Genomic DNA, 25,695 nt, shown 5'->3' on the forward strand with positions numbered 1-25,695 from the left:
ACCAATCGGTACAAATAAATGAAAGCTTTTATTTTTTTATATTGAGTACAAATAAGGACACATTATGACAAGTTTAACCATACATACTATTGAATCAGCTCCACAAGACAGTAAGCCGCAATTAGAAGCGTCAGAAAAAGCATTCGGTATGTTGCCAAATTTACACGGCGTATTAGCAACATCACCACAATTGTTAGCTGCGTATCGCGAATTGCATGATTTGTTCACCCAATCATCATTTAACGCTGATGAACTAACTGTAGTTTGGCAAACCATTAATGTAGAGCACGGCTGCACCTATTGCGTACCTGCACATACTGCTATTGCGCATTCAATGAATGTAGATGCTGAATTGATTAACGCCCTGCGCGACGAGGCTGACTTACCCAATGCGAAACTACAAGCTTTAAAAGACCTAACCTTAAGCATAGTACGTAACCGCGGCCGCGTGAGCGAAGAAGAGTTGAGTGCTTTTTATGCGGCTGGATATGGTGAGCAACAAGTACTCGATATAATTTTGGGTTTATCGCAAAAAGTGATCAGTAACTACACTAACCACATTGCTAGCACACCGGTAGATGCACCTTTTGAAAAATTTGCTTGGAGCAAGTAAGCCTAAGCTCATTAAAGTAATACAAAACGACATCATCAGGATGTCGTTTTTTTTACCGACTAAAACGTGCTAATGGTTAGCACATCTGCGCGCTGGCTCCACTCTAATTGCTTAAGGGCGCTCATACCCAGCAGAATAGCCTGGTCTTGCATTCCAGGGTTTATACTAGCCGATACGTTTCTAAGTGTTATATCGCCAATTTTTAATTCATTTATTACCGTAGACGCTACTAATATTGTGCCGTTTGCCGTTTGCGCTCGGTAGCTTCTGCCTGCTTGCAAACCTAAGCGTGACGCTAAATGACTCGGTACTGAAACGTTAGTTGCACCCGTATCGAGTAAAAATGTGACTCTTTCACCATTAATTTCGCCGCCAGTAACGTAGTGCCCCATAGTATTTTGTTTTAGACTGACTTTCACTCCTGCAGGGCTAATTACTGAATCCGGTATTTGATTAGGATTCACTTTGCGGTCTAACATGCCTGAAAAATAGGCGACTAAAAATCCAAATCCAACAATCCAAGCCGCTAGTACCATAAATGTACTAATGCCTTTGGTCTCATCATTCTGATATCCGTCTTTTTTCAATTCGCGGTTCTCTTATTTAATTTACTTTGCTTATTTATACACTGCCAAACTTAATAGGTTCATCACCCTCTTTGTATAATGGGTGTTTTGCCATTACTTTACTAAACATAAGGCTTTGCAAGTAAGCATTTAACCACTGTTTAAGTTTAGGATACGGAGATTGTAAATACCAAGAGCGCTCCACCTTCGCGAACTGGCGTATAAAGGGTAATAGTGCAATATCGGCCATACTTTCTGTGTTATCAAGTAAATATGTGTGGGTACTCAAGCGTTCTTCCAAATCTTTAATATATTCTTCACACTCGTGTCGGCATTCCATTAAGTTACTTTCATGATAACGCTTTGCGCATTTGTAAGCTTCTAAAGCGGGTTTAAAACCGTCGTCAAACTGCTTAATCAAATCCAACATTTCACTTTTAGAGCGCGTAATTTTATTTGAAGCTTCGTTTTCCTGAAGTAAATTATCAGGATCGCGCGTGCTCAGCGCCCATATCATTACATCAAAACTCTCGTCTATCACCTCGTTGTTTGGCAACACCACCACCGGCACGGTTGCCTTTGGAGACGCCTCTAAAAATTCTTTCGGTTTATTCGATAAGACCAAATCACGCAAAATAACGGTTTGTTGTGATTTGTATATTGCCATTCGAGCGCGCATTGCATAAGGGCAATTACGTAGTGAATATAAAATAGGTAAGCTCATAGAACGTAGTATTTGGCCTCTATGTAATGATTATTATTAGTAAACTTAAACAAGTAGTTGCTTGGCATTTAGCAGCCAATACCACTTTGTATTCATCTTAGCTGTATTCAATGGGGAAATATACGGGTAAAATTCACCGCATTACGGCTTCACACATGTTGCCATAGCAAACATAAAAGTAAACATAATGACTCAAAAGATAGAATTATTAGCCCCCGGTGGCGACGTTAACGCAATAAAAGCCGCTATTATTGCTGGGGCTGACGCGGTGTATTGTGGCCTTGATAATTTCAATGCGCGCAACCGAGCCTCAAATATAAACTTTGAAGAACTCGTTGGGGTGATTCGATTAGCACATCATTATGAGTGCCAAATCTTTTTGACCTTAAACATTGTGATTTTAGAGCGCGAATTTAAATCACTTGCCCGTTTACTTAGCCGCTTACAAAATACCGCTCTTGATGGTGTAATTGTGCAAGATATGGGTTTGCTTTATGTGCTTAAGACGTTTTTCCCTCGCTTAGACATTCATGCATCAACGCAAATGACAACACACAACATTGGGCAAATTCCGTTTTTGAAGAAATTGGGCGTGTCGCGCGTGAATTTATCTCGTGAACTCAATTTGCGCGAAATCAGCGCGATGGCAGCCACGGGCCACGAGCACGATGTTTTGTGTGAAGTATTTGTGCACGGCTCATTATGTGTTGCGTTCTCAGGTTTGTGTTATTCAACTTCAGCAAGTGCCGGTAACTCTGGCAATAGAGGCCGATGTAGCCAAGCCTGCCGAGAAGAGTACGAAACAACATCTTCGGGGAATAATTTCCCTTTAAACATAAAAGATAACAGCGCGTTTTTTGATTTACCGGCCCTTATTGAGGCGGGTGTGTATTCATTTAAGGTTGAAGGACGCATAAAAAGTGCAAGTTATGTTCATACGGTAACCGATAGTTTCAGAAAGCAGATTGATGGTTACCTGCAAACAGGTGAACTCACGCAAAGTGCCGAGCGCTTGTATAAGGTGTTTAATCGTGATTTTTCTAACGCATTTTTGCGCGGCGATTTAAACCAGTCTATGTTCAGTGAAAATCCACGTGATAACTCTAAAAAGTTTGCGCTGGCGTCAAGTGATGCTATATCAGTGGTACAAATTCAAACGGTTGAAGAAAATTTTGACCAAGAAAAGTCGCAGCTAGCTGCGTCAGTGTCTGAAAAAATAGAGCACATAAGTATAGATAAACCTGAGCTACACTTAGCATTTTCAGGTCAAGCGGGTAGCCCGTTGCAACTAAGCGTTAGTGTAACTGAGCAAGCCAAATTTGAATCCGCTGTTTTAGCTAAAAAGCTTAGTGATAAAATGTTTAGCCTAGCATCAAGCGAAGTGCTTGTTGAAAATCAAAAAACGCCGTTAAACCAAATGCAAATTAACAAACGTTTTAAAAATTTAGATAACGCAGAGTTTAACTTACTTGATATAGATACCCATGGCTTAGAAGCAAACTTAGGCATATCACATAGGAGCTTAAGTGCACTTAAAAACGAATTAATAAGTGTGCTCCATAATGGTCAAGAATACTTGCCAGAGGTAATATTACCGCCTCTAGAAAACCATAAAAAACCTGCCCCTAAAGATGCTCTGATGCGGGCGAATTTATCAATATTAATTTGTGATGAAGCTGATGCCGATTTGGTGAATGAAGCCAATACAAGCGTGTATTTTAAACTCCCTGATGCGTACAAACGAGGCTGCACCAAATACATTGACTTTTTAACATCAAATCCACGATTGATTCCCTGGTTCCCTGCGGTGCTAATAGGAAAAGATTATGATGTTGCGGTGAATATTTTAAGCCGTGTTATGCCGCCATTAATTGTTACCAATAACACCGGTATAGCCCAGCTTGCCTATTCACTGGGTATAAAGTGGATAGCAGGGCCCTTTTTAAATACTACTAATTCTTACTCATTATTAGCAATGCAAGAAAGCTTTGATTGCAGTGGTGCTTTTATTTCAAATGAAATCAACAGAATGCAAATTAAACATATTGCGCGCCCTGCTAACTTTTCCATGCATTACAGCGTATATCACCCTATTTTACTTATGGTAAGTAGGCAGTGCTTCTTTCAGCAAAGTGTGGGCTGCGAAAAGCCGCGTATTGATAACGGCTGTATGCTCTCTTGTGATAAATCTACAAGCATCACTAATGTGAAAGGACAATCTTTTGCCATTGATAAACAAAAAGCGGGATACCCTAGCATTTACAATCAAGATCAATTCGTAAATACCGACATTATTGATGACTTAGCTGATATGTTTGATGATTTCATGATTGATTTAACCAACATTGGAATGGGCAGTAAAGAGCGCCCGAATAAGCAAAAACTTATTCAAGCGTTTAACGAAATTCTGATGAGAAAAGAACTTGAGCATGACTCGCTAAATGTTAGAGCAAAAGAGCAGCTTAACCGTTTAGTGAAAGAATCGACCTCAGAACAATACTATAACGGCTTGTAGCCTCAGGGCTTTGGTGCAAATAAGAGGCGCAAATAACAGGTGCAAATACCAAAGGCACTATAAAACGCTTTAAGGGAAATATTTAGCGTTTGTTTGGCCATTTTATTTTCAATTTTTATTTGATAGTAATTCAACTATTGCACTCTTTATTGTTGAATTACTATTGTCTATTATGCGCCTATATTAATTACCCAATATAGCAAACAAACAAGGCTCATATTATGACTCATGCTGTGATTAAAGATTTAAGTAAGCGCTACACTGCTAAACGATACGATGCAACAAAACGTATTTCAGAAAGTGACTTAGCTGTAATTTACGAAGCAATGCGCTTATCACCTTCGTCTATTAACTCTCAACCTTGGAAATTTATTGTGATTGAGTCTGACGCGGCTAAAGAGCGCATGCATAATACATTTGCCAATAAATTTGAGTTTAACCAAGCGCATATTAAAAGTGCTTCTCATACAGTGTTATTTGCTTACAACCCAAGTTATAAGCGCGATGACTACGAAAAAGTGATTGATCAAGATATTGCCGTTGGTCGAAGCTCTGCTGAAAACAAAGAGCAGGCGTTTGGCGCGTTTGCATTTGTTGATATGAACACTGATGAAAAGGGCAACAACGCCTCATGGACTAAAGCGCAAACGTATATTGCAATTGGCAACACTTTGCATACAGCGGCCCGCTTAGGTATTGATGCGACGCCAATGGAAGGTGTTGATAGCGAATTAATTGGTGAAATATTTGAAGAAGAGTTGGGCGGCTACATATGTGAAGCAGCAATTGTACTTGGCTACCACGATACTAGCGAAGACTACAATGCCAAGTTGCCTAAATCACGCTTACCTTTAAAGGATGTAATACAGGTCCTATAGTTTTTATCATGCAACAAAAAAGCAGCTAGCCCTTGGGTTAGCTGCTTTTTTTTATATGCTTTGCGTTAGTGCTCTAAAGCATTCTGTAAGGCTTTCATTTCATCATGCATTGTTTGTGCACGTGCCTTAACTGTTCGCAAAGTGGCCATTGCTGGCTCTGGTTGGTCAGCAGAAATTGCATCATCAAGTGCCTCAAGCACTTTATCTTCTACTTCTTCTAATTGGTTCACATAAGTGTAGCGTTCATCACTACTCATCATGCCTGCAAATTTAGTATACATTTTTCTTGCATCCACGGCCCAATCAGTGCCGGTTTCTTTATCGCCCTGCTCTGCAATAGCAAGAGGCTGCAAACTTTCTATTGCGGCTCTTTTATTTACAATCATGCGTTGGAAAGTGTTTTTAATGCTGTCGTTATCGAATTCTTTTGCGGCTTCATCATAAAATTCGATACCAGCTTGCATGACTTGAATTACATCGGATACTTTTTCTACGCTTTGAGTTTGTGTATTCATGGTTACTCCTGTAATCAATTTCCAGCTAACCGATTGGTTAACTTACTTCAATGGTTGCAAAGCATGTGCCCACATCAATAAATCCGTAAGCAATTGATTGCAATAAGTTTTTTAAATGAGTGTATAAATGGAGTGTCATCTTATTGTGATATTTACAAGGTAGTGTGTAGAAGTCACATGCTTTTATCCATTCAACACACTTTTAATACAATTTGCGTCACATTTGGTTTGACATATGAAATTTCACATATATTATATTCCACATATATGAAATTTCGAATACATAGAAGGCAACTAATGTCTCCATTGCAGTTTTTTAAATGTTTAGCTGATGATACCCGCTTAAAGTGCCTACTTCTTGTATCTCAGGTAGGTGAGTCGTGCGTGTGTGACTTAATGAGCGCGCTAAATTTAGACCAACCTAAAATATCAAGACACTTGGCTGAACTCCGTAAATGTACAATTTTGCAAGATGAACGCCGCGGCAAGTGGGTTTATTACCAGCTTCATCCAGAGCTGCCAGAATGGGCCAAAGATGTCATCACGCAAACCGCTAAGCAAAATAAGTCCTATTTTGACGAGCAGTTAACTACCCTAATCCGTGCTATTGAAGCCAAAAATAGCTGTTGCGACTAAAGGAACGTCATGAAGATTTTATATATATGTACACATAACCGCTGCAGAAGCATTTTATCAGAAGCTATTACGAATCATGCTGCAAATGACTTAATTGAAGCAAAGAGCGCGGGTAGTCAACCTGCAGGCATGGTGCATCCCTTGTCAATTAAGTATTTAGAAGAAGCCGGTATTTCCACGGCTAATTTACAAAGCCAATCTTGGGATGAGTTTGAAGATTTTGAACCTGATCTAGTTGTTACCGTTTGCGACTCAGCTGCGGGAGAGGCTTGCCCGGTTTGGTTTGGCAAAAGCATTAAAGTGCATTGGGGTTTAAGCGACCCATCTAAAGTAGAAGGCACGGAAGAAGAGTTAGCAGCCGCATTTCATGAATGCATTGCGCTTATTGAGGAGCGCGTGGCCGAATTGGCCAAATTAGCCAAGCAATCGCTCAATCCAAGCCAACTCAAACAAGCTTTAGCTACCTTAGGCGTTAATTAATTATGAGTAATAATACTAATTTACCTAGCGACACTTCACTGCCAAACGTGGCAATGCCTAGCCTTAGCACGCCAAGTTTTAAGCTCACTCAAAGCGAAGACTTAAGTCACGCACCGCGCATCTTATTATTATATGGCTCATTGCGCGAACGTTCTTTCAGCCGTTTAGTTATTGAAGAATCTGCCCGCATCCTTATGCATTTCGGTGCTGATGTTAAAATATTCAACCCTGAAGGGCTACCACAAACCGACACTACTGACCGTGGGCATCCTAAAGTAAAAGAGCTCCTAGAACTTATGATGTGGTCAGAAGGCCAAGTTTGGTGTTCGCCTGAGCGCCATGGCTCTATGAGCAGTATATTTAAAAGCCAAATTGATTGGGTTCCCTTAAGTGTAGGTGCTGTGCGCCCTACCCAAGGAAAAACATTAGCGGTAATGCAAGTATGTGGTGGTTCACAGTCATTCAATGTGGTTAATCAACTTCGAATACTCGGCCGATGGATGCGCATGATAACCATCCCTAATCAGTCAAGCGTGCCAAAGGCATTTTTAGAATTTGATGACAACAACCGAATGAAGCCATCTTCAAACTACAATCGCATAGTGGACGTAATGGAAGAATTGATGAAATTCACCTTATTGATGCGCACAAATAAAGATTACTTTGTTGATAGATATTCTGAGCGTGTGGAGTCAGCAGAGCAACTAAGCAAGCGCGTTAACCAGCGCAGTATTTAAGGATATAGCAATGGGATTATTTGAACGGTATTTATCAGTATGGGTAGGTTTAGCAATAATAGTCGGTATAGCGCTAGGCAGTTTTATACCAAATGTTTTTGCTTTAGTAGCTAGCTTTGAATATGCCCACGTTAATATAGTAATGGCGGTGCTTATTTGGTTAATGATTTTTCCAATGATGGTGCAAATTGACTTTTCATCAATTAAAGATGTTGGGAAAAATCCCAAAGGGCTCATTCTTACCTTAGTAGTTAACTGGTTGATTAAACCCTTTACCATGGCTTTCTTAGGATGGTTATTTTTTAAAGGAATATTCGCCGATTGGGTTGACCCACAAACCGCAACAGAATATATAGCCGGCATGATTTTACTAGGCGTAGCGCCTTGTACCGCAATGGTCTTTGTATGGAGTCAGTTAACCAAAGGCGATGCAAACTACACTTTGGTTCAGGTGTCGATTAATGACATTATCATGATTTTCGCATTTGCTCCCATTACCGCTTTATTGCTAGGTGTAACTGATATTGTTGTGCCTTGGGATACACTGTTATTATCGGTGTTGTTGTATGTGCTTATTCCCTTAATAGCGGGTGCAATTACACGTAAAAAACTTGATAACAGTAATGACCATTCAACACTTAACCAATTTTTAGCATCGGCAAAGCCTTGGTCTATAGTAGGCCTGCTTGCTACGGTTGTGTTGTTGTTTGGTTTTCAATCAGAAACCATAATTGCTGATCCACAAGCCATTGTTCTGATTGCGATTCCCTTACTCATTCAAACCTACGGGATTTTTGCTATTGCTTATTTTATTGCCAAGCAAATGAAGTTACCTCACAACGTGGCCGCGCCTGCTTGTATGATAGGCACCTCTAATTTCTTTGAACTTGCCGTTGCTGTAGCTATTTCTTTATTTGGCTTGCATTCTGGTGCCGCCTTAGCCACGGTGGTAGGTGTGTTAGTGGAAGTACCAGTAATGCTTTCTTTAGTATGGTTTGCAAACCGCACCCGCCATTGGTTTGCCTAAATTACAAAAGGAATTATTATGATTGTTATACACCATAACCCACAGTGCGGCACATCCAGAAATGTACTAAAAATTATTCAAGATGCGGGCTACTCGCCTGTTGTGATTGATTATATAAACGATGGCTGGACGCGCAATCAGCTTCAAGCCCTTTTTGCAGCCGCGAATTTAACACCACGAGAGGCCTTAAGAACAAGCAAATCGCCGGCAGAAGAATTAGGACTATTAGACTTAAGTGTGTCTGATGAAGCTTTATTAGATGCAATGCAGCAGCACCCCGTATTGGTGAATAGGCCTATTGTTTGTTCAGCGAAAGGGGTCAAGTTATGCCGTCCAAGTGAAGCAGTATTAGACTTGCTCGACACTTGGCCCAGTGGCCCCTACTTCAAAGAAGACGGTGAGAAAATAATAGATGAAGCTGGCAAAAGGCTAATTTAATCCAGCTTTCAATCTTTACTTAGTGCAATTTCATACTTACTTTGTTTCTTGTTGAATGGTATTGATATCACAAGTAATAACACTCACTGCAGTGTAGCCTACTCGCGCCAACTGTTCTGCAGATAAAATAGCTCTGGCTGAGGTTGCACAATGCAAATAAATGGGGCGCTGTGGATCTTTTTCCATCTCCAACATTTTCATTTCCAGCAAGCCTCTTGGAATATTCAGCGCGCCTTGTGCAGCCTTATCAAGATGTTCGCTAGGTTCACGTACATCAATCAATAAACCTTTATTGCCCTGCATTTCAGTATTGGCTTCAGATGCTGATATTTTTCGTACACTTTTTGTAGCGTCTTGCAGTAATTCAGGAATAGTTTTTAGCATATGATGCTCCATAATATTAAGCGCTTTAATTGCGTACCATCATAAAAAAAACTCAAAAAAAAGCCAGTGATAAATCACTGGCTCATGGTGTTAATACATATATTAATGTTTTGCATCAACAATTATGCGTAACATGCGACGCAGAGGCTCAGCCGCGCCCCATAATAGCTGGTCGCCAACCGTAAAAGCACTGATATAAGTAGGGCCCATCGCAAGCTTGCGAATTCTACCTACGGGGATATTTAAAGTGCCAGTGACTTTAACTGGGCTCAAATCAGTACAAGTAATATCACGCTCGTTTGGAATCACTTTTACCCACTCATTGTGCGAGGCCAAAATTGACTCTATTTCATCAACACTAATATCTTCACGTAATTTAATTGTCATAGCTTGAGAATGGCAGCGCATAGCGCCTATGCGAACGCACAAGCCGTCAACTGGGATGGCTTCGCTCGTCCCTAAAATTTTATTGGCTTCAACTTGGGCTTTCCATTCTTCTTTGCTTTGGCCACTTGGCATAGGTACATCTATCCAAGGAATTAGGCTTCCAGCCAAAGGCACGCCAAATTGGTCTTGTGGCAAAGAACTCGACGCAATTTTTTCAGTGACCAGTTTATCAATTTCTAAAATAGCGGCGTTTGCATTATCAAGTTGATCGGCCACACTGCCGTGAATAGCGCCCATTTGTGCTATCAATTCTTTCATATTACGCGCGCCTGCACCTGAGGCCGCTTGATATGTCATGGGGCTTACCCATTCAATCAAATCTTTTTCAAATAACCCGCCCAAGGCTAATAGCATAAGTGAAACTGTGCAGTTTCCGCCCACGTAGGTTTTAATGCCCTCTTTTAAGCCTTTACTGATAGTGCTTTGGTTAACTGGGTCAAGTACTATAATACTATCGTTGGCCATACGAAGCGCTGACGCAGCATCTATCCAATATCCGTTCCAGCCACTGGCACGCAGTTTAGGATAAACGGCTTTTGTATAGTCGCCGCCTTGGCAAGTCACAATAATATCCATTTTTTGTAAAGCTTGTACATCATTTGCATCTAAAAGTGGTTTAGCTTCACCTGCCAAATCAGGGCCTAGTTGCCCCGTTTGAGAGGTCGTAAAAAAAGTAGTGTCTATATCAGCAAAATCATTTTCTTGTTGCATACGATCTAACAGCACCGAACCCACCATACCTCGCCAACCAACTAAACCTACTTTTTTCATTATCTAATCCCAATCTACGTTAAAAAATGTTTACTTTACCTATCTGAATAACTGCGCCCTTAAGTCACTAGAGTGCGGCGCATAATTTAGCACTGTGAGCATAATAAAACTAGAGCGTTAACTACCTGTAGAGTATTTTTAATAGCATTTGATATAAGTAAATAAGCTATATTAGTTTGTACAATCATGTGGAGGTTGTGTTGTTTAATATTTCCCGATAAGCTTCAGTCTAATAATTAAAAAAGCACCTACTATTAGCATTTTATAACCTTTGTTAGCATGCTACATAGAAGACGTAAGGAAACACTATGCGCATACTACTCATCCTAATTGCCACAGTTGTGTTAATGGCATGCGAAGCAACGCCTGTTAATAACGCGGCAGCCATCAAAACCAAAGTAAAACTAAAGAGTGAAGTCGCCCTACCGGTTCAACTTCCGGTAGCTTATTACGTTGATAAATCCGAATTCGAAAACAAAGTTAACTTCTATGGAAAAATGGAAGAGGCGGCGCAACTTGTCACTGAACAAATGTTTATGTCTGGCGAAAAACTATCAAATACATCTGCTTTCGTTTATTTAATAGATGTGAAATCAAGCAGCTCCTGGGATTATGTATGGGGTGGATGGGAGTCAGACATTGAGGTTGCTATTCTTGACCACAAAGGCAATAAGCTAATGAGTAGAAATATAAAGAAAAGTGCCAGTGGCGCAGGTGGCTTATACGACTTTAATGCCGTTTATAATTCATTTGCTGAGGCGCTTAAAAGTTTCGTGATTGAATTTTTAAACAGCGAAACCACCAGCGTATTAGCTGCAGTCAGGGAATATGAAGCCAATGGCCTAAGTGCTTCCGATATATCTAATAAAGCAATATTCAAAGACCTTCAAGCAAATAATTCCGGTAGCGGTTTTTTTGTTAATAATAAAGGCACAAGTGTTACTGCAGCCCATGTTGTTGAACAATGTATTTTTATAGAGCTTAACCATAAAGGTGAAACCTATGATGTGGAATTACTTGCGTCAAGCAAACTATTAGATTTGGCTATTTTACAAGTTGACCTTAACAATGAAGTGAGCGTTACTATTGAAGAGGAACCATCCGTTAGTTTGGGCAAGCAGGTCTTTGTTACCGGTTACCCATTATCAGGAATTTTAGCTGCATATCCATCTTTAACGGTAGGAAACATTAGTTCATTGGGCGGTTTAAAAGGCGCAAAAAATTACTTTCAGTTTACGGCTCCTATTCAACCAGGTAACAGTGGTGGAGCTATTACCGATTACAAAGGTAACTTGATGGGCGTGGTGTCAAGCACATTAAATCAAGCCATGATGTTGCAAAATTCAGGCACAACCTCGCAAAATGTTAACTTTGGTGTCAATACTGAACTACTAAAGCGCTTCTTACACAAATACGATGTAGAGATTAATGAAGCCACATCTGACCAAAATTTTGAACGCTCTTCTGCCGATGCTGTTGAATATTCAACTCAAATTTTGTGCTACCAATAAAGGACTATAATAATGAAACACATACGTAAAACGTTCTTATCAGCCGCGTTATTTGCAAGCCTAATTACAACGCAAGCTAGTGCTCAAGAGCAAATTGTGGAAGAAGGAAATCTAGTAGATTATAAGCACAATGGAGAGGTTTACCCTCCCGTCTTCTTTGTTACCAATATTGAAAACAATAGTATCAAGGAGCAATTTAGTGCCTACAAAGCTTTTGAAGTGCTTGATGAAAAAGCGGTTGGCTTGCCCATTGGTGTTCGTATTTTGAAAGGACATAGAACGAAGCAAGATGGCACACAGTTTACAAGTTTAATGTTATCTGCTTCTACCCTAGGTTTAATCCCGATTGTGTCAAACACTGAATTTAAAGTGAGATACGACGTATTCGTGCAAGGCCAATCCATTGCTGATTTTGAATATATGATGGATTCAACTGACGTAAACAACATATGGACCTCAGCTTACAAGAATAGAGAAACCAAGCCATCAGAAGAAGTATTCTTGAAAGACACCTTATCTCAGTTTTTAAAAGACATTAAAGATCACAAAGACGTTCAAGAAGTTTTTGCAGAATATCGTGAATTTTTTGACTAAATGAGCTGAAAGTTACCGCAGTTTCGAAGTGGTGTGTATGAAAAATAAGCATTTTAGGATATAGTGAATGTACGTCTGGTCAATATTGACCATGTAGGAGCGCGCATAATTGAAAATTACCAATTTAGTACTGCTTATACTAATTGCTGCTGTTACCGCATTTTTTTTCTTAAGCACCCCCCAACAATCTTCACTTTCAGGGGGGATTAGCGATAACTTTTCCTATGCGATACTTGACTCTGAAGTCAGCTACTTAAAGCTGAAGAAGGACTCCAATACCGCGCATGCGGCTTTAGAGAAAGCTAATGCATACTGGACCCGTTCTAATACCTCAGTAAATCTAGGGGTGAGTGACTCGCCCTATTGGTTTAAATACACACTAAAGAGCCGCGCTAAGCAGGCCTTAAGTTTAGTTTTGCAAAACAGCTACGCACCTACCGATTACGTAAGCATGTATACTTTTAATGCTCAAGGTGAGCAAATACAATTTTCGCAAGCGGGCGATCATGTTTATCCTAAGGTAAACACGCTACCTAGCTCTACAGCTGCATTTCCCATTATTATTAAGCCTAATGAAGAGCTAACAATATTGATAAAGGTGCAAACCCAAGGGAATTATATCGTTCCTTTGTCTTTATGGACTATGGAAGCTTTCACCAACTACCAAGTGCACTATTATTTTGTTTTCGGCACCTTAATAGGTATTTTGCTAATTACCGCATTACATAACTTTTTCGTATTTACGCAAACCAATAACACCATGTTTAGTAGCTTTGCTTTCTTTATTTTTACGGTAATGTTTTTAGTGACACATCAATCAGGCATTGCGCTACAATTTATATGGCCTAGCTGGTCCCAGTTTAATCAATTTGCGGCCGTTATGAGTATCAACTTAGCGGCTTTTGGCCATTTACTATTTTCCTCTCGCTTTTTAGCATTTACTAATAAAAGTTTGCTTATAAGTAGAATTTTAAGTTTTATTTGCCTAATTTTAGTGTGTTTTTATTGGTTATTTGATTACAGCACAATGGTAACGTTAAGCCTTATTAATGGCATGCTAATGCTATCAATAACGCTCGTAATCGCCATACAAAAGTTTGCCTATAAAGAAGATGCCGCACTGCTTTATTTAATTTCTTGGTCTCCCTTTATTCTTGGTGTTTTGCTGTCAGCGGCTATTCGATTTGAATTTATTGAATATTCAATTTATAGCGAGTTTTCTGGGGTGTTTTTAGCGGTTGCCACAATAGTTTGGCTTTCTCTTGCCATAGCGAAGCTTATTAACAAAGATAAAACCGCGCGTATTCGAGCGCAAAAAAAAGCCATTGATTATTTGCAGCGGTATGAAGACTTATACGAGAATGCCGTTGAAGGTTTATTTAACTCAACCATTGATGGCAGATTGCTTAGGTGTAATAAATCATTTGCTAATATACTAGGCTATGCTAATAAAATTGACTTGAAAACGGATGTTGGCAACAACGTAAGTATCATGTACAGGGACCCAAAAGATCGTGCTGAACTTATGAGTAAATTACTAGCTCATGGCAGCGTGATAGATCACGAGGTTGAATTTCTTCGCCAGAATAAACAATCGTTTTGGGCGTCATTAAATTTAAGATTAGTTTCTCAGCTGACTGAGCCTGATAAAGAAAACACACCTCAGACTTCAACTGATGACTCCACTTTAGTACAAGGCGCTTTAATAGATATTACAGGGCGCAAGGTCTCTGAAATGAAGCTAAGTTACTTAGCCTCACATGATCCGCTCACTAATTTAATCAATAGAAGAGAATTTGAACTTAAATTAAAAGAGGCTTTGTCTGATCCAGTATTTCCCGAGCAATCCGTTACGATGATGTATATGGACTTAGACCAGTTTAAAATTGTAAATGATACTTGCGGCCACACGGTGGGTGATCAACTCCTTAAAAGGGTAACCGCTCTATTTCAAAGCAATTTGCGCCACCAAGGTATATTAGCACGCCTAGGCGGTGATGAATTTGGCGTAATATTAAAAAATAAAAATGCCAAAGAAGCTTACGCTATTGCTGATAATCTTTTACAAGCACTCGCAAAGTTTCGTTTTACTCACAATAAACAATCGTTTAGCGTAGGTATGAGCGTAGGTATAGTGCAAGCCACTAATGAACTAAATACGCTTGAAGCGATTATGAGTTTTGCCGATACCGCCTGTTATGCAGCTAAAAATGCGGGCAGAAACTGCATACACCTCTACTCTGACAATAACGAAGAATTTGATAAACACAAAAAAGATATATTAATGGTAAACGTTATTGAGCAAGCGCTTTTGCAAAATAACTTCATGTTATTCAAACAAAAAATAGTGCACAACGATGCTACAAAAGCCTTGTATGGCTATGAAATTCTACTTCGAATGCAGCATGTTGATGGGAAGTATTATTCCCCTGCCGATTTTATTCCGGTTGCTGAAAGATTTGGCCTGATGGTAAAAATTGATAAATGGGTCATTAAACAGAGCCTTTTTTGGTTGTCGTCTCACATTGATGAGATTAATTCTATTGAGACTCTTTCCATAAACTTAAGTGGTTCATCTGTAGGTAATAACGATATTATGCAATGGATTGAGAAGTATTTGCATGAATATAAAGTCCCCCCACAAATGATAAGTTTTGAAATTACTGAAACGCAAGCAATAGAAAACTTTGAACAAACAGTAGCGTTTATTCAACACTTTCAAAAACGAGGGTGTAAGTTCTCATTAGATGATTTTGGCAGTGGCCTTGCGTCATATGGCTATTTAAAAGAGTTACCTATTGACCACGTTAAAATTGATGGGCGATTTATTAAGGATATTGCCACTGATAAAACCGATTACGCGCTAGTGAAGTCCATTCAAACCCTTGCTCGCGCAATGAATAAAAAAACCATCGCAGAATTTGTAGAAAATGACGTAATAATAGAGAAGCTACAAGAAATTGGAGTAGATTATTTGCAAGGTTATGCCATTCATAAACCAGAAGCGGTAAATGATTAGTTAAGCAATCAGCTTGTTTTTTTATGACTTATGAGGGATGTAAATTCCTCATAAGTTATAGGCTTTGAAAATAAATAACCTTGACCAAAATCACAGTGTAACGATTGTATAATTTTATTTTGGTCATTCGTTTCAATCCCTTCAGCTACTACCTTTAAGTTAAGTTTATTGCCCAACATAACAATTATTTCGCACAGTGTTTTATTAATATTTGCATCGCTGATTGAGTGCACAAAAGACTTATCAATTTTAATAATGTCAGTAGTAAATTTCTGTAGATATGAAATAGATGAATAACCCGTACCAAAATCATCAAGTGCAACTTGCACGCCTGCGGCCCTAAAGTGAGTTAAGGTATCAGATACTTTAGTGTCAGCTTCCATTAACAGACGTTCCGTTATTTCCAAAACTATTGCCTGGGGTGGGGTTTGGGATATTTGCATATAATCTAACCACGACTCAATCCCCTCTTTGCCATCTATATATTGCAAGGGTGACGTATTTATACAAATTTGAAGATCTGGAAGGTAGTGCTCACGCCAATAGCAAACGCGTTTGCATACATCCTTAAATACCCAATTACTAATCGCATTAATTAGTCCCGTCTCCTCTGCTAGAGGTATAAAATCAAAAGGGCCAACTATCCCATGAATTGGATGTCGCCAACGAATAAGTGCTTCGGCCTTCGCGATTTTACCGCTTTTTAAATCATAAATAGGTTGGTATAGAACGAAAAACTCTTCGTTTATGATTGCGCTTCGCATATCGCTAATTAATGTCATACGCTTTAGAGCAAGCTCTTGCATATCCTTGGTATAATAATGAAACTTATTTTTACCTATTTTCTTCGCACCATACATCGCTTGGTCGGCATTTTTTAAAAGCTCTTCTACGCTATTAGCATCATTTGGGTATACAGTCACACCAATACTAGCGCTTGTATATACAACCCCATCTTGGAGTGGAAACTCTTGTCTAATTTCTTCAATAAGCTTATTTGCAATAATATTGATATCTGATGCCTGAACAATATCATTTACAATAACAATAAATTCATCGCCGCCTAAACGCGCTACTATATCCTTTTCTCTAATATTGCTTTTTATGCGTTGCGAACAAGCGATTAATAGTTCATCTCCAGCTCCGTGCCCTAAGGTATCATTTATATCTTTAAAGTTATCTAAGTCAATAAACATGACGGCTACAAGCGTTTTATTTCTATTTGCTGTATTTAAAGATTGCTTCAAATGCTCTTGCATTACGCTTCTATTGGGAAGCTGCGTCAATTCATCAAAATTGGCTTGGCGCCAAATGAGTTCACTTGCTCGGTAGCGCTCAATTGCAATGCTAGCTACATGGGCAAATTGCTCTATGCGCTGAAGCTCTTCACCAGAAGGAAACACTTTGTTAGGGTGGTAAATGGCAAATGAGCCTAGTATTTTGCCATCTGCAGACTTTATAGGCTCTGACCAACAGGCAGCTAATCCAGCCTTCTCAGCTAAATGCGCCCAGTTTTTCCAGTAAGGGTGCGTGCTAATATCATCAACTATGGTACGTTTACCGGTAAATGCTGTTGTACCACATGATCCTTGCCCTATACCTATTTCAACACCATTTATAGCATCGTTGTAGAAATCGGGTAAAGACGGCCCTGCGCCAAGCGTTAATGTAGTGCCGTCCAATAATAAGATACTGCAATACTGGCCCTTGTACTCTTGTTCAACCGTATCCACAATTTCGGTAAGCACAGGGTGAAGCGATAATGAATTAACTACTTTTTCCAATAAAACGTCTCTCACGCGCGCAAGTTTTTGCGCTTCTTCAAGCTTTTTTTGTAAGCGCAGGCTTACTAGCTTTGAGCTTAAGGTTTTATCTTTAATTAATTCATCTTCAACTATACAAGCTAAATCTGTAAGTGCTTTAGCTTGTTCATCGTTGAAAGTACCGGGTGTAGAATCAAATACGCACAAAGAGCCAACATGCAGGCCCTCAATAGATAGTTTAATGCCCGCATAAAAGCGAATGAAAGGTGCATTAATTACAAATGGGTTATCGCAAAAATTTTCGTTTTCGAGTGTGTCGTTAACAACAAATACTTCATGTCTAAGAATAGTATGCGAGCAAAAAGAAGAAGAGCGTGGTGTTTCGCAAAGCCCCAAATTCACTGCAGACTTAAACCATTGGCGGTCAACGTCAATAAACGAGATAGTTGAGAATTCACACGAGAACATGCGGGCAGCCAAGCGCGTAATTCTATCAAAGCGTTCTTCGTTTTCGGTATCTAAAATATTTAGCTTATGTAATGCCGAAATACGTTCATCTTCGTTTGATGGCAGTGGCGCAACTCTCAAGCAAACCTCCTAAGAAGTATGTTTTTTAAACACAATGCCACATTATAAATAAAGTAGCTATAAGTTCTTTATATCGGCAAACACAGTAATAACTTGACCTTTACAGGCATATTACGTTTAATCAGGTGCGTGAATCAAAGTATAATTAATAAACAATAAAAATTTCTATTGTGTGCCTAAAAGTGAGTGTTAAATAACAATGAAAACATCGTACCAAAAGTATCTAGTGCTACTGCTACGTTTTGGCTTCATTATTTCTATTGCTGGCTGCAGCGTGATTAAAAGCAAAATAAGCGTAGTTAAGCTTGAAAAAGAATTCCCATTGCCCTCAGCTTTGAACGAAACCTCAGGCTTGTACTGCCCTACTGATGACACCATATACACCATTAATGATTCGGGAAATACGCCCGTACTTTTTGAACTAAACGCTAATGGGGAAATAAGAAACGAGCGTTTGCTCAATGCTAAAAATAGAGACTGGGAAGCTATTACCGGTAATAGCCGTTATTTCTTTATAGGAGATATTGGGAACAACGCCGGTAAACGGCAAGATCTCAATATTATTAAATTAGACAAACGCACTAATCAAATAACTACCCTCAACTTTACTTATTCGAATAATGAAATAGATAATAACGAATATGTAAAACACGATTTTGATGCTGAAGCACTAGTGAGTGCGCAAAATAATTTATACTTATTTTCCAAAAGTTGGCAAAGTAATAAACTGCATATTTATAAGATTGACACACAAGCTAAAGAACAGGTATTAAAAGCCTTCACTACTACTGATAACCTACCAGGAGTCGTAACCGGTGTTGATTACAACCCACGTACAGATGAATTTATTGTTGTGGGTTATTCTGTTAATGCGTTTAAGATGTTTACACCATTTATTGCCGTGCTTAATAAAAATTTTGAACTAAGCGAAACCATTGCGGTAAAAGGCGTTCAGCAAGTTGAGGGCATTTGTGTTAGCCCAAATGGCGCAATGTGGATTAGCCAAGAGCGCTCTTTTTTGCAAGGTGCTAAACTATTTAAGCTAGTATTAATTAAATAAAATAAGAAAAGAATGGGAAAACTTTGCATCTAAACTGCACAGTCTTTCGTTAGGTTGCTAAGCTTAATGATAAATAATGGATATATATGGCTTCTCAACCCACGTTTTATACTACATCTTTATGTATTTTAGCGGCTTTCAATACCGCTCCCTCGTTCGCTACCGATGATCCTGATAGCAACATCGAACACATTCGAATAAAAGGCAACAGCACTACCAAAAGCGGGGAATTTGTTAGCGCATCTCAAGGCTGGGTTTCAGGCGAAACATTAGTTGAACGCCCTATGCTGCGCACTGGTGAAATGCTTGAATTTATTCCCGGCATGATGGTCACGCAGCACAGTGGTTCAGGAAAAGCGAACCAATATTTTTTGCGTGGATTTAACCTTGATCACGGCACCGACTTTACCGTAAGTGTTGATGGCATGCCTATTAATATGCGAAGCCACGGCCATGGTCAAGGATACTCTGACTTAAATTTTGTGATTCCTGAAGCGATTGATAATTTAAGCTATTTTAAGGGAACCTACTATGCCAACATTGGCGATTTCTCCAGTGCTGGCGGCGCCTTTTTCGAATTAAAGAATAGTTTAAGCCACAATAGTGCGTCATTCAGCCTAGGTGAAAATGGCTATCAACGAATAGTAAGCTTAAACCAAGCTGATATTGCAGGCGGTAAAGCTATTGCAGCAATTGAATATCAAACCTTTGATGGCCCATGGACAGATATTAATGAGGATATAAGAAAAAAGAACGCGAACTTGCGATACATAAACGAAATATTGGATGGTGAGCTAAGCATAAATGTAATGCTGTACGATAATAAGTGGAACAGTGCTGACCAAATTCCGCAACGCGCGGTTGAAAGCGGAATAATTGACAGCTTAGGGTCCATCGACACTGATGTAGGCGGTGAGTCTTCTCGCTACAGTGTTTCGGGAAAATACACAAGCGACTCAGTTAATGCTTCATTTTACGCCATAGATACTGACTTAACGCTATTTTCAAACTTTACTTACTTTTTAGATAACCCGGACGTGAGTGATCAATTTGAGCAAGCTGACAATAGGCAAATTTATGGCGGTGAAGTATACACCAGTGTGCCGCTTTCAATTTCCGCAGGCAGTTCACTTACCTTTGGTGGGCAATGGCGCTTTGATGATATTAATAATGTAGGGCTATATCGTACACAAAACTTACAGCGCACTAGCACCATTCGTGAAGACGCTATAAAAAGCAACAGTTACGCATTGTTTGCACAATCAAACATAGTGCTAACTGATGACCTTAGTTTGACATTAGGCGGGCGCTACGATTATTTAGATGTAGAAGTAGAAAGCGACTTAGATGCTAACAGCGGTTCAGAAAACGATGGTATATTTACGTTAAAAGCCGCATTAAAGTACATGCTAAGTGATGAGCTAACCGCCTTTGCAAACATTGGCCAAGGGTTTCATTCAAACGATGCTCGCGGGGCAACAATAAGTATTGACCCAGTAAGCTTAGATGCTACAGCACCCGCTCCTTTACTCGTTAAATCTTTAGGCTATGAAACTGGCTTAAACTTTACTAACAATAAGAGTTTTAATGTGTCGGCAGCGCTTTGGTATTTAGAGTTAGATAGCGAATTGGTTTATGTAGGTGATGCGGGTTTTACTGAAGCTAGCCGCCCTTCAGAACGCTATGGCGCGGAACTTAGCGCTTACTACTGGTTCGGACATCATTTAACGGCTGACTTTGAAGCAGCATACACAAAAGCGCGCTTTAGTGATGCCGTAAATGGTGAGGGGGACTATATTGATGGTACGGTGCCCGGTGTAGTTAGCGCAGGTGCTACCTACTATCAGCAAAGTAATCAACAAGGATTCAGCTATACCTTGCGCGCGCGTTATTTAAGTTCACGAACGGTTGATAGCTTTGACTCTATTACCCCTCCATCAACGTTTATTGTTAATACACAAATTGCTTATAAACAGGCCGATTGGGACTTAAGCCTAGAAATTCTAAATACACTAAATAGCGATGACCACGACATTGACTATTTTTACGCGTCACGCTTGCCTGGGGAACCAGAAGAAGGTATTGAAGATTTACACTATCACCCTGTAGAGCCAAGATCATTGCGGCTTACCTATAGATTGCACTACTAATTATATTGATTCACAGATACTACAAATAACGCTAGATGCAGATTGTGCTGTCATCTAGCGTTATCACAGAAATCCTTATTTTATTTATCTTCGTACTCCACATATTCAAAATAATCAAAGTCGGCAATACATTGCTGGCCCGACACATCTTGACATGCCATACCTACAAAACCGCCCGTGAAGTGACAACCATCTCCACCACCTGCTTCATCAGATATTATGCTGTAGTCTAAGTTAATAGGCAGTGTAGTCCAGTTTTCCTCATTTAATGAATAGGCAAACTGTAAGGTGTGATGCTTAACACTCGCGCGTAAAAATACGGTGCCGTTTTCTGGCAGTATAAAGCGCTTATCAGTTTGGCAAGCATCAAGTTGCCCTTCCCTCAAAGGGAAAGTTAGGCACAGGCTTTGATCACCTAAACAGCTCATAATATCAATAAAGCGTTGGCCGCTGTCATCAACCGATATATAACAATAATGAAATTTACTCGTATTGTAATAGCAAATTAAGCCGGCGGTTTGCTGAAAATTACTCGGTTTAAAATCAAGCGAAGTTTGCGCTTGATATACGAACGCTTCTTGGCGCCTAGCTATTAAAGCGTGCTCATACAATGATCCTATGGATTCACGGCCAGTTAGCCTTAAGTAGCCAGGGCGAGTATCTAAACTCATAAATCGCTCTGGAAACGGCGTTCTTAGCCACTGAAATTCAATGGGTAGAGTAGTGCTATCAAAATTGCATCTCTTATTTTGTTTTGGCCAAGGGTGCTCAGGAAGTTTAGGTGCAGGCACCTGCATTTCAGGTAACCCGTCGCTTTGCGCGTTTTCTAAGCGTACCCAGTTATCATCAGTCCAGTAGGTTTTTTGTAAACCCGTTTCTCGGCCTAAAGGACATCTGCGTTCACCTGCTAAAGGGCGCCCACACAAATGCACTAAATAAGATTCACCGCTTGGCGTATCAAATAAATCACCATGGCCTGTGCGTTGTAAGCCTAAATGTTGATTGTCTTTAGCCGTAAGTAAATAGCCGTACGGGTCAAGCTCATAGGGGCCATCTATATGTTTAGAGCGCGCTACAGTCATAGCGTGGGTATAAAAGGTACCCCCTTCCGCCGTTAACAAATAATAATAACCGTTGCGTTTATACAAATGCGGGGCTTCGGTTAATGCTAATTTACTGCCCTTAAATATATTCTTAATTTCACCCACAAGTTTTTTCTGTTTAGGGCAATATTCCTGAAGTAAAATACCGCCAAATTGATTGCGCTGATAACGATGATCCCACACCATATTTACAAACCACATTTTGCCGTCATCGTCATGAAACAATGATGGGTCAAAACCACTGGAGTTCATATATACAGGGTCACTCCATTGTCCATCAATGGTTTCGCATGTTGTGTAATAATTGTGAGCATCTTTAAAGTTGCCATCAAAACGTTTTACGTCGGTATAAATAAGGTGGAACTTGCCCTGACTATAGCTAATGCATGGCGCCCAAATACCGCAAGAATCAGGCTCTCCTCGCATATCTAAGAGGCTTTCTCTGTTTAAAGGCCGGCTAACTAAGCGCCAGTTTTTTAAATCTTTTGAGTGGTGAATTTGCACACCTGGGTACCATTCAAATGTTGAGGTAGCAATGTAAAAGTCACTTCCCACTACCACAATGCTTGGATCAGGATTGAAGCCGGGAAGAATGGGGTTTTGAATCATATTTGAAACTGTATTTTGCATTATGCGGTTTCCTTAAAATCTTGTGTTAGTTTGTAGTACTGCATGCATATAAATACAATGAGTCCAGCAATAACCGAGCTGAGAGAATATAAAAATAAGATGCCTGCTAAGGCTGTTTCAGACTGCACCACATTGGCCTGATAGCCTGAATAAGCGAGTATCCATCCGGTAAATGCTCCCCCTAATGCTATGCCCAGTTTAATCATTAGTAGGTGGCCTGAAAATGCCATTGCCATGGCACTTTGGCCTAGCTTTTTCATGCCGTAATCAACCGTATCAGGCACCGTAGAAAATAGCAGTGGCGTAAATACCATGTGCACAAAATTAGCTAATATAGTAAATACCAATGCAAGCTCTACTGCATTGGGCGGAATAAAAAATAGAACGCCGTTTGTTAACATAATACCTAAAGCACACGCTTTCATTAGCGCCACTTTACACATTTTTCTTATAAGCCAGTTTGCACACAGCGCCCCCGCTACACCGGCTAACATGCCGCTTGCCATAAATAAGGTAATTAGCGACTCTTCTTGCAAATAGTAGCGTACGTAAAAGGGCGTGGTTGCCCCGCGCATTGCTACGCTTATTAAGAGAAATATTGAAATGATAGCAATAATTCGCCATTGATCATTTTGCAACATTTTAGCAAAATCAGACCAGGCGCCGCTTACAAATGATTTGCTATTTGTTCGAGGCATATTCACTCGTTCTTTGGTAAGCCAAAAGCAAGCAATAAAACAAAGTATGGCAAATATAGAAAGAACAATCATGGCCCATTGAAAGCCTTTTTGCTGGTCACCTTGGCCAAAAAACTCAACTAAAGGTAATACGCTTGAGGTTACAATTGCGCCTCCTGCCATTGCCAATGCGAAGCGCCACGATTGTACCGACGCTCTTTCAGTTGGCGAGGCTGTCATTACGCCGCCCAATGCTGAATAAGGAATATTAATGGCCGTGTATACCATCATTAACAAAGTATAAGTAAGGTAGGCATAAATGAGCTTGCCTGATTGATTTAAGTCAGGCGTGGTGAAAGCAAGTACCGCTAAAATACCGTAAGGGATACAAAACCATAAAAGATATGGGCGGTATTTCCCCCACTTGGTTTGCGTTCTATCAGCCAGCGCGCCCATTATTGGGTCAGTAACGGCATCAAATAGTCTAACAACTAAAAATAAAGTACCCACTGCGGCGGCTTCTATGCCAAATACATCGGTGTAGAAATATAGCAAAAAGCCAATTACCACTTGGAACACAATATTACTGGCGGTGTCACCCAAGCCATAACCAAATTTCTCTTTTAGGCTGACCTTATCCATTATGGGTATCCTTTTTTATTTTAATATTAATATACAACTGCAGAATCAGAGCAAAAGCAGCTTATCGCTGAGCTTGCTCAATTAATGTTTTCACAAAAGGTTTTGCTTGGTAGTCTCGGTCAAAAGGAAGTGGGTAATCTGTGCGGCCTTTCATGGGCCAATTGTTGCGCCAAGTGCTATTGTCAGAAACGCCCCAAAAGGTAACACGGTCAATTGCTTTTTCGTAACGTAAAAACAGTGCAAATAAATCTGAGTACGCTTGCGCAAGCTTTTGGCTAGATGAAGCAGAAATACCCATGGCATAGGGGTTATAATCATCCTGAAGGTCAAATTTCAATGAAATATCTGCGCCCATATTTTCCCCTTCTGGAAATTTAAGCACTGAAATATCAAGCTCGGTAATCATCATTTTTAAATCTTGCTGAGCTACTTTTTGAATACTTAGCGCTAATTCTTTCAAAGGAGGTGTAATGCCATAATGGCCCTGCTCACCTATGCCATCTATACGAATCCCTTTGGCCTTTAAGCGCTTAGCTAGGGCAATCGCCCCATCCATTTTCGCGGCTTTAAACAGGTTGTAATCGTTATAATATAATTGTGCATTAGGAGCAGCCTGCGCAGCGAAAGTAAATGCTAACTCTATAAAATCATCACCTATAATTTGTTGCCATTTTGATTCGCGCATAGTGCCATCTTCGTTTAAGGCTTCGTTAACCACATCCCACCCTTTAATGTCGTTCTTATAGCGCCCGGCTAAGGCAAAAATTTGTGACTTCATACGCGCAATGAGTAATTCGCGGCTTGCTTCATTACCCAACTCATCTTCAAATACCCAATCAGGCGTTTGTTCGTGCCACACCAATGCATGTCCAATTACTGACTTATTGGTTTTGTTGGCATACTGCACAAGAGCATCAGCCCCTTCAAACGTGAATTGTCCTTCAGTAGGCTGAATACTTTCCCATTTCATGTCGTTTTCAGAGGTTAAGGTATTAAAGTGCTTATCTACAATAGCTATAGACTGTGAATCATACCCCGTAGTTTGATTTCTATTTAGGGCTGTACCAATATCAAAATACGTAGAATAAGCGTCACTCAAAGAACCCGTGCTTAAAGGTTGGCTGTTAGCTGTGTTGTTTGATGGCTTCGACAATGTGCTATGCATAGAACAACTGCTAAGCAAATAAATAGAAATCATGACAATAAGGAAATTAATAACTTTCATGT

At 39.9% G+C, this 25,695-nt stretch carries 22 protein-coding genes; 13 read left to right on the forward strand and 9 right to left on the reverse strand.

The features are described 5' to 3' along the window. Positions 1–64 precede the first annotated feature (64 nt). Positions 65–613, forward strand: a complete 549-nt coding sequence (locus tag ACOI22_RS06410; RefSeq protein WP_420671185.1) for a carboxymuconolactone decarboxylase family protein — start codon at positions 65–67, stop codon at positions 611–613. 59 nt (positions 614–672) lie between these two features. On the opposite strand, the gene ACOI22_RS06415 is transcribed toward ACOI22_RS06410, so the two are convergent. Next, a complete protein-coding gene (locus ACOI22_RS06415; RefSeq protein WP_420672328.1) occupies positions 673–1,149 on the reverse strand; it encodes a retropepsin-like aspartic protease family protein in 477 nt (158 codons plus the stop codon). An 85-nt stretch (positions 1,150–1,234) separates the two neighbouring features. Then, the gene (locus tag ACOI22_RS06420) at positions 1,235–1,903 is read right to left on the reverse strand and encodes a glutathione S-transferase (RefSeq protein WP_420671186.1); all 669 of its coding nucleotides are present in this window, start codon (positions 1,901–1,903) and stop codon (positions 1,235–1,237) included. 187 nt (positions 1,904–2,090) lie between these two features. On the opposite strand from ACOI22_RS06420, the gene ACOI22_RS06425 reads away from it, so the two are divergent. Then, positions 2,091–4,418, forward strand: a complete 2,328-nt coding sequence (locus ACOI22_RS06425) for a peptidase U32 family protein (RefSeq protein ID WP_420671187.1) — start codon at positions 2,091–2,093, stop codon at positions 4,416–4,418. 221 nt (positions 4,419–4,639) lie between these two features. Beyond that, positions 4,640–5,296: a nitroreductase family protein gene (locus ACOI22_RS06430; protein ID WP_420671188.1), complete on the forward strand. Its 657-nt coding sequence runs from the start codon at positions 4,640–4,642 to the stop codon at positions 5,294–5,296. A gap of 65 nt (positions 5,297–5,361) precedes the next feature. Here the strand turns inward: ACOI22_RS06430 and ACOI22_RS06435 are convergent, their stop codons facing one another. Then, the gene (locus tag ACOI22_RS06435) at positions 5,362–5,811 is read right to left on the reverse strand and encodes a PA2169 family four-helix-bundle protein (RefSeq protein ID WP_420671189.1); all 450 of its coding nucleotides are present in this window, start codon (positions 5,809–5,811) and stop codon (positions 5,362–5,364) included. A gap of 297 nt (positions 5,812–6,108) precedes the next feature. On the opposite strand from ACOI22_RS06435, the gene ACOI22_RS06440 reads away from it, so the two are divergent. From ACOI22_RS06440 to arsC, 5 genes are read left to right on the forward strand one after another with little or no spacing between them, the layout of a single operon-like run. Further along, complete coding sequence (locus ACOI22_RS06440; protein WP_420671190.1) at positions 6,109–6,447, forward strand: metalloregulator ArsR/SmtB family transcription factor; 339 nt, start codon at positions 6,109–6,111, stop codon at positions 6,445–6,447. 9 nt (positions 6,448–6,456) lie between these two features. Next, complete coding sequence (locus ACOI22_RS06445; protein WP_420671191.1) at positions 6,457–6,927, forward strand: arsenate reductase ArsC; 471 nt, start codon at positions 6,457–6,459, stop codon at positions 6,925–6,927. Positions 6,928–6,929: 2 nt separating this feature from the next. Beyond that, positions 6,930–7,664 (forward strand): arsenical resistance protein ArsH, encoded by a 735-nt coding sequence (arsH, locus tag ACOI22_RS06450; protein WP_420671192.1) that lies wholly within the window; start codon positions 6,930–6,932, stop codon positions 7,662–7,664. 10 nt (positions 7,665–7,674) lie between these two features. Beyond that, positions 7,675–8,691 (forward strand): ACR3 family arsenite efflux transporter, encoded by a 1,017-nt coding sequence (gene arsB, locus ACOI22_RS06455; protein ID WP_420671193.1) that lies wholly within the window; start codon positions 7,675–7,677, stop codon positions 8,689–8,691. An 18-nt stretch (positions 8,692–8,709) separates the two neighbouring features. Continuing rightward, positions 8,710–9,129 (forward strand): arsenate reductase (glutaredoxin), encoded by a 420-nt coding sequence (gene arsC, locus ACOI22_RS06460; protein ID WP_420671194.1) that lies wholly within the window; start codon positions 8,710–8,712, stop codon positions 9,127–9,129. A 36-nt stretch (positions 9,130–9,165) separates the two neighbouring features. Here arsC and ACOI22_RS06465 read toward each other — a convergent pair whose 3' ends face one another. After that, positions 9,166–9,513 carry a rhodanese-like domain-containing protein gene (locus ACOI22_RS06465; protein ID WP_420671195.1) on the reverse strand — a complete coding sequence of 116 codons (348 nt, stop codon included), beginning with the start codon at positions 9,511–9,513 and terminating at the stop codon, positions 9,166–9,168. 102 nt (positions 9,514–9,615) lie between these two features. Beyond that, positions 9,616–10,731, reverse strand: coding sequence for an aspartate-semialdehyde dehydrogenase (gene asd, locus ACOI22_RS06470; protein ID WP_420671196.1), 1,116 nt, complete (start codon positions 10,729–10,731; stop codon positions 9,616–9,618). A 308-nt stretch (positions 10,732–11,039) separates the two neighbouring features. Here asd and ACOI22_RS06475 point away from each other — a divergent pair, with 308 nt between their 5' ends. The 3 genes from ACOI22_RS06475 to ACOI22_RS06485 all read left to right on the forward strand — a co-directional run bounded on the left by ACOI22_RS06475 (position 11,040) and on the right by ACOI22_RS06485 (position 15,855). Further along, positions 11,040–12,242, forward strand: coding sequence for a S1C family serine protease (locus ACOI22_RS06475; RefSeq protein ID WP_420671197.1), 1,203 nt, complete (start codon positions 11,040–11,042; stop codon positions 12,240–12,242). A 12-nt stretch (positions 12,243–12,254) separates the two neighbouring features. Further along, complete coding sequence (locus ACOI22_RS06480) at positions 12,255–12,836, forward strand: hypothetical protein (RefSeq protein WP_420671198.1); 582 nt, start codon at positions 12,255–12,257, stop codon at positions 12,834–12,836. A gap of 109 nt (positions 12,837–12,945) precedes the next feature. Next, positions 12,946–15,855, forward strand: coding sequence for an EAL domain-containing protein (locus ACOI22_RS06485; protein ID WP_420671199.1), 2,910 nt, complete (start codon positions 12,946–12,948; stop codon positions 15,853–15,855). A gap of 8 nt (positions 15,856–15,863) precedes the next feature. On the opposite strand, the gene ACOI22_RS06490 is transcribed toward ACOI22_RS06485, so the two are convergent. Beyond that, the gene (locus ACOI22_RS06490; RefSeq protein WP_420671200.1) at positions 15,864–18,206 is read right to left on the reverse strand and encodes an EAL domain-containing protein; all 2,343 of its coding nucleotides are present in this window, start codon (positions 18,204–18,206) and stop codon (positions 15,864–15,866) included. 199 nt (positions 18,207–18,405) lie between these two features. Between ACOI22_RS06490 and ACOI22_RS06495 the strand changes: the two genes are divergently transcribed. Together ACOI22_RS06495 and ACOI22_RS06500 are read left to right on the forward strand one after the other, a co-directional pair. Next, on the forward strand, positions 18,406–19,266 hold the full coding sequence (locus tag ACOI22_RS06495; RefSeq protein ID WP_420671201.1) for a hypothetical protein: 861 nt from the start codon (positions 18,406–18,408) through the stop codon (positions 19,264–19,266). 86 nt (positions 19,267–19,352) lie between these two features. Further along, positions 19,353–21,416 (forward strand): TonB-dependent receptor, encoded by a 2,064-nt coding sequence (locus ACOI22_RS06500; RefSeq protein ID WP_420671202.1) that lies wholly within the window; start codon positions 19,353–19,355, stop codon positions 21,414–21,416. A gap of 80 nt (positions 21,417–21,496) precedes the next feature. Here the strand turns inward: ACOI22_RS06500 and ACOI22_RS06505 are convergent, their stop codons facing one another. The 3 genes from ACOI22_RS06505 to ACOI22_RS06515 form a co-directional block, all read right to left on the reverse strand. Further along, a complete protein-coding gene (locus ACOI22_RS06505; protein ID WP_420671203.1) occupies positions 21,497–23,149 on the reverse strand; it encodes a glycoside hydrolase family 43 protein in 1,653 nt (550 codons plus the stop codon). Beyond that, entirely contained in the window at positions 23,149–24,468 is a 1,320-nt protein-coding gene (locus ACOI22_RS06510) for a glycoside-pentoside-hexuronide (GPH):cation symporter (protein WP_420671204.1), read from the reverse strand. The genes ACOI22_RS06505 and ACOI22_RS06510 overlap by 1 nt, the downstream gene beginning before the upstream one ends. A 61-nt stretch (positions 24,469–24,529) precedes the next feature. Continuing rightward, positions 24,530–25,693 carry an endo-1,4-beta-xylanase gene (locus ACOI22_RS06515; RefSeq protein ID WP_420671205.1) on the reverse strand — a complete coding sequence of 388 codons (1,164 nt, stop codon included), beginning with the start codon at positions 25,691–25,693 and terminating at the stop codon, positions 24,530–24,532. Between the last annotated feature and the right edge of the window lie 2 nt (positions 25,694–25,695).

Origin of the sequence: Glaciecola sp. 2405UD65-10 (assembly GCF_048820975.1) — a bacterium.
Lineage (GTDB): Bacteria > Pseudomonadota > Gammaproteobacteria > Enterobacterales > Alteromonadaceae > Glaciecola.